At 50.2% G+C, this 14,098-nt stretch carries 11 protein-coding genes, 1 tRNA gene and 1 other RNA gene; 2 read left to right on the forward strand and 11 right to left on the reverse strand.

Translation table 11 applies throughout. The features are described 5' to 3' along the window. Positions 1 to 89: 89 nt before the first annotated feature. The 11 genes from PCI15_RS18400 to PCI15_RS18450 all read right to left on the reverse strand — a co-directional run bounded on the left by PCI15_RS18400 (position 90) and on the right by PCI15_RS18450 (position 12,847). Positions 90 to 710, reverse strand: coding sequence for a response regulator transcription factor (locus PCI15_RS18400; protein ID WP_271271380.1), 621 nt, complete (start codon positions 708 to 710; stop codon positions 90 to 92). A 3-nt stretch (positions 711 to 713) separates the two neighbouring features. Beyond that, on the reverse strand, positions 714 to 2,117 hold the full coding sequence (locus PCI15_RS18405) for an HlyD family type I secretion periplasmic adaptor subunit (protein WP_271271381.1): 1,404 nt from the start codon (positions 2,115 to 2,117) through the stop codon (positions 714 to 716). Continuing rightward, a complete protein-coding gene (locus tag PCI15_RS18410) occupies positions 2,114 to 4,243 on the reverse strand; it encodes a type I secretion system permease/ATPase (protein WP_271271382.1) in 2,130 nt (709 codons plus the stop codon). The genes PCI15_RS18405 and PCI15_RS18410 overlap by 4 nt, the downstream gene beginning before the upstream one ends. Positions 4,244 to 4,635: 392 nt before the next feature. Further along, positions 4,636 to 5,445, reverse strand: a complete 810-nt coding sequence (locus PCI15_RS18415; RefSeq protein ID WP_271271383.1) for a hypothetical protein — start codon at positions 5,443 to 5,445, stop codon at positions 4,636 to 4,638. Positions 5,446 to 5,960: 515 nt separating this feature from the next. Next, positions 5,961 to 6,089, reverse strand: a non-coding RNA gene (locus tag PCI15_RS18420) — RtT sRNA. Positions 6,090 to 6,136: 47 nt separating this feature from the next. Next, positions 6,137 to 6,224: transfer RNA gene (locus PCI15_RS18425), tRNA-Ser, on the reverse strand. A gap of 278 nt (positions 6,225 to 6,502) precedes the next feature. After that, complete coding sequence (gene ftsZ / locus PCI15_RS18430; protein ID WP_271271384.1) at positions 6,503 to 7,699, reverse strand: cell division protein FtsZ; 1,197 nt, start codon at positions 7,697 to 7,699, stop codon at positions 6,503 to 6,505. Between the two features lie 153 nt (positions 7,700 to 7,852). After that, positions 7,853 to 9,091: a cell division protein FtsA gene (ftsA, locus tag PCI15_RS18435; protein ID WP_271271385.1), complete on the reverse strand. Its 1,239-nt coding sequence runs from the start codon at positions 9,089 to 9,091 to the stop codon at positions 7,853 to 7,855. Between the two features lie 994 nt (positions 9,092 to 10,085). After that, positions 10,086 to 10,742: a gamma-glutamylcyclotransferase gene (locus PCI15_RS18440; protein ID WP_271274655.1), complete on the reverse strand. Its 657-nt coding sequence runs from the start codon at positions 10,740 to 10,742 to the stop codon at positions 10,086 to 10,088. Further along, a complete protein-coding gene (locus tag PCI15_RS18445; protein ID WP_271271386.1) occupies positions 10,742 to 12,454 on the reverse strand; it encodes a DNA recombination protein RmuC in 1,713 nt (570 codons plus the stop codon). Before PCI15_RS18445 ends, PCI15_RS18440 begins: the two co-directional genes overlap by 1 nt. Before the next feature lie 36 nt (positions 12,455 to 12,490). Further along, positions 12,491 to 12,847 (reverse strand): CNNM metal transporter family protein, encoded by a 357-nt coding sequence (locus PCI15_RS18450; protein WP_271271387.1) that lies wholly within the window; start codon positions 12,845 to 12,847, stop codon positions 12,491 to 12,493. A gap of 190 nt (positions 12,848 to 13,037) precedes the next feature. Between PCI15_RS18450 and PCI15_RS18455 the strand changes: the two genes are divergently transcribed. Continuing rightward, positions 13,038 to 13,679, forward strand: a complete 642-nt coding sequence (locus PCI15_RS18455) for an O-methyltransferase (RefSeq protein WP_271271388.1) — start codon at positions 13,038 to 13,040, stop codon at positions 13,677 to 13,679. 16 nt (positions 13,680 to 13,695) lie between these two features. After that, complete coding sequence (locus PCI15_RS18460; protein ID WP_271271389.1) at positions 13,696 to 14,097, forward strand: hypothetical protein; 402 nt, start codon at positions 13,696 to 13,698, stop codon at positions 14,095 to 14,097. Position 14,098 lies beyond the last annotated feature (1 nt).

Here is a 14,098-nt window from a genome sequence, read left to right on the forward strand (position 1 = left end):
CTTTAACCGTTATAAAAATTCCCAGGATGTATAAGGTTAGAAGGTGAGTCTCAGTTCAGACCTGTACCTGAGGTACAGTATGGAGGTTTTTAAACTGCAAAAATTTCATGCTCATTAAGTAAGAGCACAAGGTGAACCCGGTCGCGGGCACCGGATTTGGCAAATATTGCAGCCACATGGGCTTTAACGGTTCGCTCTGTCACCGCCAGCGAACCGGCAATCTCTTTGTTGGATGCGCCTTTGGCAATCAGCCGCGCCACCATCTGCTCCCGAACTGTCAGCTCATCAAAAAATACAGCCCCGTCACAACGTTCACCCGTCATATAACGGGCGCTGACCTTCAGGACTTTACCGATAAACTCAGCCCCCACCCAGTAACCGCCATGCTCTACCACCAGCGCAATTTCTTTGAGCAGCTCAGCCACCGCAAGCACATGGCAATAACCGCAGCCCCCGGAACGGAAAACCATCATCGCTTCATCGTCATTGGGAAGGTTAGAGAGTACAACCACCGGCGAACGGCACTGGGCGCTGTTTTGCAGCCAAAGGGTCTTTTCTGCGGGTTTCAGAGAGGTAAAGTCCAGCCATATAAGGCCACTGCCTTGCTGCATCCTTCGTGCCTCCAGAGGGGTTCTCACCGTCAGGGCATCAGGAAAGGCTTCATGCCAGCGAACCGGCGAGAGTTTTTTTTTACTGACGAACACATGCATCGTTCATCGCTCCGTTAACGCATACTGTCTGGCCCTGAACACCGGCTTGAGCATGTAATGCAGAATGCTCTTTTTACCAGTCAGAATGTCCACTTCAGCCACCATTCCCGGAATTATCGGTTTTCCTTCCCCCATCTCCGATTCCAGTGTTCTGACTCTGACGATGTAAAACGGCACGCCGTTTTCATCCACCACGGTATCTGCACTGATATGTTCAACGGTGGCCTTTAAACCGCCATAAACTATGAAATCATAGGCGGTAAATTTCACTAATGCCTCCTGACCCGGCCGTAAAAATGCAATATCCCGGGGATTAATTTTCGCTTCCAGTAACAGGGCATCATCGGCAGGTACAATTTCAGCAATATCACGTCCAGGTAAAATCACTCCGCCAATAGTATTAAAAAACAATTGTTTAACTGTACCTTTGACCGGCGAGACAACCGCTGTCTGCTCAACCCTGTCCAGCAGGCCACGGCTGCTTTCGGTCAGGGTATTGATCCGTGATGTCGTACGGGATAATTCTTCACGAATGTCATTTTTAAATTCCAGCGATACTTCGCTGATACGGTTTTCTGCCTCAGCAATCGTGGCCAGAATACGCTGTATCTTTGCAGACACCTGCGCTCTTTCACCGGTTAGCCGGGATACTTCCCGCCGTAATCTCAGTACCTCAATTTCTGACACCGCTCCGGAAGATAAAAGAGGCGCACTGACTTCCAGCTCATGGGCGGCGAAATTGTAACTGCGGTCCAGCTGGGATTTTTGAGCCCGGGCTTCAACCAGTTCCTGATGACGCTGATCCAGCTGCTGCCGGGCAATGCTTCTGGACGCTTCAAGGGCCTCCATGCTGGAACTGAACAGCGCCATTTCCTGTTCCACAACCTCCGGTACAGAGTCCGCCATATCACTGGTTGGATAAAAAGGTTCTTCTTCTGCCACTGAACGAAGCCTTTCAGCTTTTACCTGTAAAGCGATAAGCTCAGCACGGTTTTCCCGGAAGGAAGCAACTGACCGGGTTGCATCCAGTTTCACCAGCAGCTGCCCCGGCTCGACAATATCGCCCTCCGCCACTGCCAGCTCAGTCACCACACCGCCGTCCTGTGACTGAATGATCTGTACCTGCCGGGAAGGAATCACCCGCGCTTCACCACGGGTGACCTCATCAATCTGCGCGTAGGCAGACCAGGTAATAAGACTGATGACGACCAGGATGATCACATAAAGTAATTTACGGGTTTTTACCGGGTCCTGTTCCAGCATCGCCCGGTCGGCATCTTCCAGCCAGTTGAGATTATCTGGCTCATCTACCGGAATCCAGTGTTCAAAAGCACGGTCCATAAGCCGGCGCCCCGGTGACGGGTTAGCTTTGGGCTCTGTTGGCGGTAACGGGGCTGAGCCATTCATACTGCCCTCCCGATACGCCCTTTACGCAACGCTTCCACCACCTGATCTCTGGGACCGTCAGCAACCACTTTACCGCTGTCGAGCACAATAATCCGGTCCACCAGTTCAAGTAATGCTGTGTGATGTGTAATCACCAGCATTGTCTTGCCCACGGCGTAACTGCGCAGGTTCTTAAGAATAGCCGCTTCGGATGCATGATCCATGGAGCCGGTAACTTCATCCAGAAGCAGTAATGGTGGCTCATGAATAATAGAGCGGGCCAAAGCAACGGCTTTTCTCTGCCCACCGGACAAAAACTCCCCCCTCTCGCCGACGTTCATGTCATATCCCTGAGGGTGCGTATTGATAAAGTCATGCAGTTCAGCCACTTTAACAGCCCGTTCAACAGCCTCCTCACTGGCCATCGGGTCCGCTAACGTCAGATTATCCCTGAGCGTGCCGTAAAACAGTGTGGCATCCTGAGGCACAAAACCCACCTGATGCCTCAGTTCTGCCGGATCCAGCTGGCGGACATCAATTCCGTCCACCAGAATGGCCCCTTCGCTTGCCTGATACAAACTCACAATCAGGCGCTGTAAAGTAGTTTTTCCTGAGCCTACCCGGCCAAGTATAGCCACATGCTCACCCGCCCTGATGCGAAAAGACACATCCCTGAGGGCCTGAACATCAGCTCCCGGATACGCAAAGCCTACCTTACGGAACTCAATATCCCCCCTCAGGTTACCGCGGCTGAAAAAATTCTGTTCTGCCGGCCGCTCCACCGGCTGCTCCATAATTGCATTGAGGGTTGTCAGCGCTGCCCTGGCATTATGGTACTGGGTTAAAAGGGATGCCGCCTGACCGAGCGGTGCCATGGCCCGGTTGGCAAGCATCATGGTGGCAATAAGTCCCCCGAGACTTAATTCACCTTTGGAAATCAGATATACACCGATCACAATCACGCTGACACTGACAAGTTGCTGTATCCACATAGCAAAGTTCAGATTGCTGGTTGCCAGTAAGCGTAACTGAACCCCGACACGGTCCAGATAAGCAGCCGCTTTTTCCCAGCGCCGTTGCATCATGCCCTCAGCGGTCAGAATTTTCAGCGTATCCAAGCCGATAAGGCTTTCGATCAGCACCGAATTACGCATAGAACTGGCCTGATACAGGCTCTCGGTGAGGGTTTTCATTTTTCCCTGGGTTGTCATGGCGTAGCAAAGAATCAGGAACACACCGATCAGGGGAGGCAGCATCATCAGTGGTGAAATCCAGCCAAGCACCAGAATAAAAATAAGGGTAAAGGGCAGATCAATCAAAGCGGTCAGTGATGCGGAAGTAATAAAATCCCGCACGGTTTCAAAAGAGCGCAGATTAGCAGCGAATGCTCCGACGGACAGCGGACGGCACTCCATTCTTAACCCCAGCACCTGTTGCATAATCCGCACAGACAAAAGGATATCCACCCGCTTTCCTGCAAGGTCCAGAAAATAACCTCGCATCGTACGCAGCAGAAGGTCTGCGATCAGGACAATTCCCATCCCCAGTGCGAGTACCCACAGGGTCTCAAAGGCATGGTTAGGCACCACCCGGTCATACACATTCATTGTGAATAACGGCAATGCCAGTGCAAAAATATTAATAAACAGTGCCGCCAGTAATACATCGCGGTACAGGCTGAGGTTTTCCCGCATTGCTCCCCAAAACCAGTGAGAAGGTTTACGGCTGCTGACCTCCGGCGTCCGGGCATCAAAGGCAAGCTTAGGACGAGCATAAATAACCGCACCAGAATAACGCTTATCAAGCTTTTCCGCCGGAACCTCCATCACGCTTTCAGGAAACTCCGGATAAATGACCTGTGCAGACTGCTTATTGCGACTCCAGGACATCAGCACACAGGCTTCATCACCCTCAAGCAACAAGACTGCAGGTAAAGCACGGCTTTTAAGCGCTTCCAACGGCTTGGTAAGAATTTTACTGACGAATCCCGCACGGGCCGCCGCACGGGCAAATAAAGAGGGAGTAAGGTGTTGTTTTTCAAGAGGCAGGCCTGCAACAAGGGTATCACGGTTAAGGCTGTTCCCATGAAAGGAACTCAGAACCAAAAGGCATTCCAGCAAGTGATCAATACCTGTCGCTGCACGCATATTCCCCCCTGTTTCAAACGTCACAGAAGCGCTACTTAACAGTAGAGCGGTCTATTTAACTTAGTCGAATCTGACGAAATCTATAAACTTTGAAACACATTTTTTATGTTTGCATCATTCCAAAAGGCTTCATTTCACGGGAATAACCAACGGTGTGAGTACATACTTACAAGGGACTAAACAACAGAAAACACAGTGCTTTTCCCTTACAGCAGGTATCTGTATCTGTACCGCTGAGAGGATTCATTTTGGGGTAATACCTGAAAGACATTTCCATTCACTCAAACAGTTTCAGCCCCGTATACAACAACCTATGGCTGACGTTTATAAGTTAAACATGCCGGTGAAATTTTACTTACACCTCCTGCAGAGTGCTCCCCCTCATCAAACCGTTAATACTGCAATCTGGTTAGCCCACAGGAGTATCCCAGTGCTTCGTTCTTCTCGCTGGCCTCTGGATAAATATTATCCAGCAACCACTCCTTGCGCTTACAACCATACATTGCCTGTTTAAGACGGGAGTCCATCACTGCACACTCGGCCAGCTTGTCATCCATGAACTGCTGGGTTTGCTGGAAAAAGTCCGTGGACTTAAGCGGCGACATATCTGTCAGCTCATAACCCAGTACGCCGAGCATCTGCTTATGGCAAACAACATTCTTAGGACCCAGCATGGAAATATACTTCTGCACAGCCACATCAATCCCTTCGATTTTCAGCCCTTCCCTGTCGACAGAACAGGCATCCATTACCCGCCCCAGCGTATTACCCGCCCCCTTCAGGGGTAAATGTGCTGTATATAAGCTACCCCGGGCATCCGTGATCTCCACCAGCAATTCTTTACCCAGCAACATTTGCCGGGCCAGATGAGTTTTATCAAAATCACTGGCGAACACTGAATCTCCCCGGGTGGAAACAATCCAGTCACTTTCTACCGAATCCTGCTTATCGATCCGGTAGCGCACCGGGTAACGGTTACCCATACCAATAAACTTACCCACAGAAAAAATCAGATCAAACTCTTCTTCCTGTAAGCATCTGGCCAGCGCCAGACTGCGCTCCTTAACTGAACGCACCATGGCAATATGTGTTTCCTGATCGGTAAAATCGTCAACCCGCTTGGCATAAAACCAATCTTCCGCCGCCAACTGCGCCGGCAAACATAAACCTAATGTAATCAGTAATATACATAGTCGTTTCATGGTAATTACTCCCATTCACGATTGTGTATGCACCTGCCTGGATATGAATGCCCTTCCCTGTGGCTCATATAAATAAGCTTAGACCATAAGATTTTGCAGCCTGGTTTTTGGCGGCAGAGGGAGGTTCTCCGGTCCGCTCAGAAGCCCCATTAAGTTAGGTACAGAATACCGGTGTTAAGGACGATTCAGGAGGCCTCACTCAGCTACGAAGCCATCAGAACAATGTAACCGGAACCGGCTGCTAAGATGGCTGCAACAAAGGATGTACCGATGGAATTAAGGTGAGGGAGGGATTACGCAGCTACGCTGCGCCCTTCGGGCTATCGTCGCAGGCTCCGATGTGGTCTCGCTTCGCTCGGCTCGAACCCTCGAGGGATCTATTCGCTACGCTCACCCTGCGGGCCATCGTCGCAGGCTACGATGTTATCTCGCTACGCTCGGTTCACCCTCCCTGTATATATTTCAGATATAAAAAAGCTCTGAGGGTTAGTCAGGGCTAGATTGTTTAAATTAGATGGCGGTGAGGGAGGGATTCATTCACCGCTTCGCGGCTCACCCTACGGGTGTTGCAAAGAGCGCAACATGCTCTCGCTTCGCTCGGGTCGAACCCACGAGGGATCTCACCCTCCATGAACTCTTTAGATACAAAAAAGCCCTGAGGGTTAGTCAGGGCTAGATTGTTTAAATTAGATGGCGGTGAGGGAGGGATTCGAACCCTCGATACGTTTCCGTATACACACTTTCCAGGCGTGCTCCTTCGGCCACTCGGACACCTCACCGCATTTCCTCCGTGCTGTTCAGCACTTCAGAGTGGCGCGTACTTTAATGGAATTCCGGTGCTAAATCAAACCTGTAAGACGAGTTTTTACGTTTTTTTTCAGTACAGGGTGAATATAGTGAAATCGCCGCTTTTCATCCTGTATTGTGCACCGGAAAATTCCTCATAAAAAAGCCCGTTCAACAAGGTTGAACGGGCTTTTTTTAACTTTCAGTACTGGCTCGGCTCCGGTTATTCAGGGAAGGGACGTCCTCTTATAACCGGCCGTTCAGCACCTGATCAGTCAGCCTGGCGACGCAGAAATGCCGGAATATCCAGGAATTCCATATCGTCTGTGCCAGTTTTCTTTGCTTCGGCGGGTTCTGCTACCGGTGCAGGATTATCTTCCGCACGCAGTGAGTCTGATGCTTTATTACGCATCACCGTTGGCAGTTCCAGCTGGCTGTAGTCCGCTGCTGCACCGCCGGCAACCGCAGCACGTTTTGGCGCGCTGTTCACAACCCGGATTTCCTGCTCAACGGCAGCACCCAGACCGGTTGCAACAACGGTTACCTTAATCTCTTCGCTCATTTCCGGATCGATTACGGTACCCACCACAACAGTGGCGTTTTCTGAAGCGAATTCTTCAACAACCTGACCGACTTCGGAGAACTCACCCAGTCCCAGATCAAGGCCAGCTGTGATGTTTACCAGAATACCGCGAGCGCCCTGCAGATCGATATCTTCCAGTAACGGGCTGCGGATAGCTGCTTCGGCCGCTTCAACCCCACGGTTTTCGCCCCGTGCAGTGCCGGTACCCATCATCGCCATGCCCATTTCAGACATAACGGTACGAACGTCGGCGAAATCCACGTTAATCATGCCCGGACGGATAATCAGGTCAGCAATGCCCTGAACGGCACCTTTCAGTACATCATTCGCCGCGTTAAACGCATTGATCAGGGAGCAGTTCTTACCCAGCACCTGCATCAGCTTTTCATTCGGAATAATGATCAGAGAGTCAACATTTTCAGACAGCTCTTTGATGCCCTGTTCGGCAATCATCACCCGCTTTTTGCCTTCAAACGGGAATGGCTTAGTGACCACTGCTACCGTCAGAATGCCCATTTCTTTGGCAACTTCGGCAACGATCGGCGCGGCACCGGTACCGGTACCCCCGCCCATGCCAGCGGTGATGAATACCATGTCGGCACCGCGGATCATCTCAGCAATGCCTTCGCGGTCTTCCAGTGCTGCCTGCCGGCCCACATCCGGATTCGCACCGGCGCCCAGACCTTTGGTGATTTCACCACCGATCTGCAGCAGGCTCTTGGCCAGCATGTTATCCAGTGCCTGCGAGTCTGTGTTGGCACAGATAAACTCTACGCCGTCCACATCCGTCGACACCATGTGCTGTACGGCGTTACCACCGCCGCCACCGACGCCAACCACTTTGATAACGGCGTTTTGCGGTACGCTATTAACTAATTCAAACATGTCCCTTTCCTCCAGCTTAAGCGTGCTTTGTACGCTTAGGTCTGTCTTTCTAATTATGATTGATGCGCCGGCTCCGCCAGCGTATACAACTTGTTTTGTACTGAAGGCCCGCCCCTGAGCGCAGACCAATCAAAATATTAGTTCCCTGCGGTTTCAGAAATTCCTCTGAAACCAGCTTTTCATCCGTTGCAGTGCCGGCGTATTCGGCACTGCAGGTATTTCTGCCGGCAGGTCTTCCTGCCGGGGTACATTGTCCTGTTTGGCATACTGCAACAGACCAATGCCCGTGGCATAAATCGGGCTGGCAAGTATGTCTTCCATCCCTCTTACGCCTTTTGGCAATGCCAGACGTACCGGCATATGGAAAATCTCTTCGGCCAGTTCAACCGCACCTTCCATTTTTGCCGTCCCGCCGGTCAGCACAATGCCTGCGGCAATCATATCTTCAAAGCCGCTGCGGCGGAGTTCCGCCTGCACCAGTGTGAACAACTCGTCATAGCGGGGTTCAACAACCTCCGCCAGTGCCTGACGGGACAGATCCCGTGCCGGCCGGTCACCGACACTCGGTACTTTAATTGTTTCTTCAGCCCCGGCCAGCTGAGCCAGCGCACAGGCGTACTTCTGTTTAATCTCTTCCGCATTCAGCGTCGGGGTACGTAACGCCATCGCGATGTCGTTCGTCACCTGATCACCGGCAATCGGAATAACGGCTGTATGCCGGATTGCGCCACCTGTGAAAATAGCGATATCCGTGGTGCCACCACCCATATCCACCATGCAGACGCCCAGTTCTTTTTCATCATCCGTCAGCACGGAGTAACTGGATGCCAGTTGTTCCAGTACGCTATCATCGACTGCCAGACCACAACGCTGTACACATTTCTCGATATTCTGTACGGCATTTACCGCGCCGGTTACCAAATGGACCTTGGCCTCAAGGCGCACACCGGACATACCCAGTGGTTCACGGATACCTTCCTGGTTATCAATCACATATTCCTGCGGCAGGATATGAAGAATTTTCTGATCCGCCGGAATCGCCACCGCCCGGGCAGCATCAATGACCCGCTCAAGGTCATGTTCCATCACCTCACGGTCACGTACAGCAACAATGCCATGGGAATTCATACTGTTAATATGGCTGCCGGCAATACCGACTGTCACCGAATGAATCTTGCATCCGGCCATCAGCTCAGCTTCTTCCACAGCCCGCTGTATGGACTGCACGGTCGACTCAATATTAACCACAACGCCACGTTTCAGCCCCCGTGAGGCATGTGAGCCGATACCGACAATATCAATCGTACCGTCCGGGCCGACTTCCCCCACAAGACACACCACCTTTGAGGTGCCTATGTCTAACGCAACGATCATATTGCTTGCCATGGTCATATTTAAAACCGCTTTTCTTGCTCCGGCATTACTGCGGAGAATTCAATGTTTCGAGTCTGTCTGTTATCCCTGTGGAAAACTAAATTCCGAACATTGCTTTCCGTTGCCACGGTACTCCTGCTGAGTATCCACAACCGGCCCGGCTGACTTTCTGGAAAAATATTTATCAACAAACGTTTTATCAACAAACGCGTGATCAACAAAGTCTGGCTGTTATTTAGCCATGTTGATTCTGCTAACTATTTTTCCACAAAATGCTGAGCATTTAACAACCAGCATAGTTCAGTTTTTAATCAATCCCAGTTCAAAACCGGCATTTTTAATAATTACCGCCAAGAATAAACCATTCGATTTATTTTTTAAGCATTTTTTTGGGATATTGAATTAATTCTTTCCCAACAGGCAAATATATGCCGCCGTGCATTTGGTTATCGGCAATAATCTGCCATCTTTAGCATAAATTTCACCGTGATAGCTCACTTCAGAGCGATCCGGACTTATTCAGATCCTACTGTACATTTTTAACACAATTTAAATATTTTTTGTACAAAAAATAATCAAAAATCAAAATCTTATTTTGAATAAACAAGCACTAATCAATATTTAATTTTGACGTTTTTAGTAAAAATCAAAAATTAATGTTGATTACTTTTGTATTTTTCAAAACTTAATATTGATTATTTTTCAAAAATTCAATATTTAATATTGATTATAAAAATACAATTCAAAAGCCAGTTATGATTATTCCTGACAGCTGTTAATAACTGATAAATAACAAAACAGGCAAAACAACCCACAGGTTCATCTGAACAGTTCACATATCAACAGCTGCCTTCCCCTGAAAAAAGGCACAGATGTACACACCAGGCCTCGGCAGACTGTCCACAGCTAAGGGTAATTCAGTAAGAAATATTCACAGAAGGGATTAGATAGAAAAAACTGAAGCAGACATAGGCTGCATGTCTATTCTCACAATAACGGTCAGTAATGGCGCTTACTGACCGGCAGGATAGCGGTAACTGGCGGATGCTTCCTGCCACCCGGCCAGTTCAGGCGTTGCAGCAATATACGCCCTGAGCGTAGTGACACCGTCCGCCAGATACGTTGTATCCAGGAAATTATCAACAACCTCGGGCCCCTGAGAGGCAGCAGACTGTAAACAGAAAAAAAGATAGCGGGGAAAGGGTAAAATATCCTGTCGCCATAAAGGCCCCTGATAATACTGGCCAACTCTGTGCTGGTATTCACCGGGGGTTATACATTTATTCAGCCGGTAATCAGTATCGCTGTAGCCGCTGCACATCCGGGCCTGCTGCGGCAGTCCGGAATCACTGCTACCGTTAAGAAGCCGGGTCTCTACTTCGATCCAGCGAAAGCGGTGTTCACGCTCATACAGTTCCAGAAAGTCTGCTTCGGTGCATTCGAACTGGCTGCAGATGATGGTGCTGTCCGGGTCCGGCTGCGTTGAGCAGGACGCTATCTGCAGGCTGTCCGGATCCGCGCCATGCCGGCTGATAAAGACAATGCCAACCTTATTAAAGATACGCCGGTAACCCGGCACCTTAACCAGCCGGAAGTTCTGTAAACCCGGCACCGTTTCACGGGCTGACGCTTCAGACAGCAGCGAACCGTAGCCGGCAACTGAAATCATCACCCTTCTTCATCCCGCCGGAATGAGTCTCCGGAAACCGCCTGATCCGCACTGAGACTTTCATCCTGGCTCACCGGTTCGAATGCCGCATCAACAAGGCGTACTTTTGGCGGCTCTGCCGACAGCTGAGTACCGCTCTCTTCGGCAGAGGTTTCTGCTGGCAAAGGATTTTCTGCCTGAGCAGCTTCGTCTGCAGTAACAGCTCCGGCATCGCCAGCAAACGGCAGATTCTGTAGTTCAGCTTCTGCGGCTTCATCCTGCAAACGTTTTTCCATCTGCTTTTTATTCCGCACGCCCAATTGCTGCAGTGATGCCACCTGAGAAACCAGATTGCCACGTCCGCTGACCAGACGTTTATGGGCTGTATGATATGCCTGGGATGACCGCTCCAGATGCTTACCCACATCTTCCAGTGATTCAACAAAGCCCACAAACTTGTCATGCAGTTCACCGCCCCGGCGGGCAATTTCCTGTGCATTCAGGCTCTGTCGCTCATAGCGCCAGATATTGTTAATGGTACGCAACGTCACCAGCAGTGTGGCCGGGCTGACCAGAATAATGTTGCGTTCATAGGCAAACGCAAATAAATCCGGATCTTCCTGTACCGCCAGCAGAAAAGCGCCTTCAATCGGCACGAACAGGAGCACAAAATCCAGACTGCGGATACCTTCCAGATCCTGATATGCCTTATCACTCAGGCCACGTACGTGATTCCGGATTGATTGCAGGTGATCGCGAAGATTACGCGCCCGAACCGCTTCATGTTCCTCTGAACAGAATGCTTCATACGCGGTCAGGGAGACCTTGGCATCAATAATGACATCTTTTTCATCCGGCAAACGTACAATCACATCCGGCTGCAGGCGGCGGCCGCCATCACTGACACTGACCTGAGTCTGATACTCATGCCCTTCCCGCAACCCTGACTGCTCCAGCACCCGGGATAAGATTACCTCGCCCCAGTTTCCCTGGGTTTTCGATTCGCCCTTCAGTGCATTGGTGAGATTCACCGCATCTGAACTCATCTGCTGATTAAGCTGCTTGAGCTGCTGAATCTGCTCGTATAACGAACGGCGATCCCGTGATTCTTTATCATAGGTGTCTTCAACCCGGCGCTTAAAATCTCCCAGCTGTTCTTTCAGCGGTGTCAGCAGATTACCAAGCGCATCGCGGTTTTCATCTTTGAAGGTTTTAGACTTTTCTGAAAAGATTTTGTTAGCCAGATTCTCAAATTCACCTTTGAGCTGATCCCGGGCATCGTTTAGCAGCTGCACTTTCTCATGATGAGCCGCCCGCTCGCTCTGTAATTTGGCCTGCAGTTCCGCATTGCGGGCCTGATGCTGATTCTGGCTCAGACGCAGCTCATTCTGTTCGGTCAGTAATTGGGCGTAATCATCTTCCAGACGCTGTTTTTGCAGGCTGATTTGTTGCAGCCGAACCTCTTCCAGTTCCAGACGACGGATCTGTTCAGCTTTTTCATCCAGAGACAGTTGCTGCTCAGAGACTTTCTCATCAACGTCTGAGCGGGCCTCTTTGGCCTCTTCCAGCTTATCTTCCAGCTGGCCAATTTTGACGTACTGCTGGCTCTGCATCAGCTGCGCCTTACGCTTATGCTGCTGAATACGTAACGTCATCAGCAGCATACCAAACAGCGTACCGGCAATAGCGCCGACCGTGAGGATAACTATTGGCTGTTCAAGAAATTCATTCATGGTGCAACAACCTCCGTGTCTGGCCCGGGTGACCCCTTACCAGAAATAATATAAAAGACCGATAGCCGCAATGTTCAGTGGCAACATCAGGAACAGGTTCTTCAGATCTCCCAGAATACGCTGGGTAATCCCTACAGATATCGCCGGAAAACTGAGCACTAAGCTGCTTGCCGGAATCCACCATTCTAACAGACGGAAACCATATGCCATGGCACCAATGAGCGTCAGTGCAGCAAGGTTACCGATCATAATAACCGTCACCTGACCATTTTTACTGTGCATAAAGGCTGGCTTATCTTCCTCTGCCAGCTTATTCAGCTGACCGGCACTGAGTGCTGCAGACATGGACACGAAGCCACTGAACAGAAAGATAAATAAAGGCTCAAATAACATACAGGTTTCCTGACAGGCAAAAATGAGCCGCTATTGTAAAAGATTTTTGCAACAGCAGCAGGCTTTAACTGAATTTCATCGCAGAAAAGCCGGTCAAAATGTTATTATGCGGCGAATTTTTAGTGCATCAAACGGCATTGCCTGCTGCCCTGACACATACCGGCAGAACTGCCGTCCGAAGAGAGACATTATGAGCCAGTACCTGGTCAACGAAAGTATCGAAGATTACGCGTTTATTCACACCGGTGAAGAGCCCCCGCTATTGCAGGAGCTGATCGATAAAACCAATGAAAATATGGGCTGGCCACAAAAACTGTCCGGTCGCCTGGTTGGCCGTACCCTGAAGATGCTGAGTGCAATTCATCAGCCCAAAACGGCCCTTGAAATCGGCATGTTCACCGGTTACTCGGCACTTTCCATCGCTGAAGGCATGCCTGAAGACGGCAAACTGATCTGTTGCGAGACGAACCCACGGGCGATTGATTTTGCCAAAACATTTTATGACCGCAGCGAACACGGCCATAAGATTGAAGTCATCTTCGGCAAAGCACTGGACACCATCCGTGAACTGGATCTGGAACTGGATTTCACCTTTATCGATGCCGATAAACGTAACTACCTGAACTATTACGAAGAAGTAAAAGCGATGACCCGGGTTGGCGGTCTGATCATCCTCGACAATGTCCTGTGGTCCGGTAAAGTTGTCCAGCCTGAATCCGATATCGATGACATTCTGGTTGAAACCAACCGCCGCATTGCTCAGGACCCTGACGTCGAAAACGTCTTCCTGACCGTCCGGGACGGCCTGAACGTAGTGCGTAAAATTCGCTGATCCGGAGCGCGCCTTTATGAAATTTATTCTGCGTCCCGGCCAGCAACCTGAATGCCTGCCGGCTGACTCTGACCTTCAGCCGGCAACTGACGAACAGTTAATCAGCTCCCCGGAACAACTGTTAGCGGTTTACCGTGATACCGAGACTGATCAGCCACTGTACAGCCAGCTGCAATACATCCGGGACCAGTATCTGGATGACCTTGACCTGGTTAGCTCCCGCAACGAAATTTACGGCCTGATCTTCTGGCTGCTGTTCGATAAAAATATCAGTTATGCCGGTGAATCTCTGGAAGAAACCGCCGACCGGCTCAGTGATCTGGATATCGATTCTGACAGCGACATCTACACTGAAGTTATCTTCCATTTAAAAGACGCCGTTGACCGGCTATACGAACTGGAACTGGACGAAGACTGAA

It is taken from the genome of Aliamphritea hakodatensis (assembly GCF_024347195.1).
In the GTDB taxonomy this organism is placed as follows: domain Bacteria; phylum Pseudomonadota; class Gammaproteobacteria; order Pseudomonadales; family Balneatricaceae; genus Amphritea; species Amphritea hakodatensis.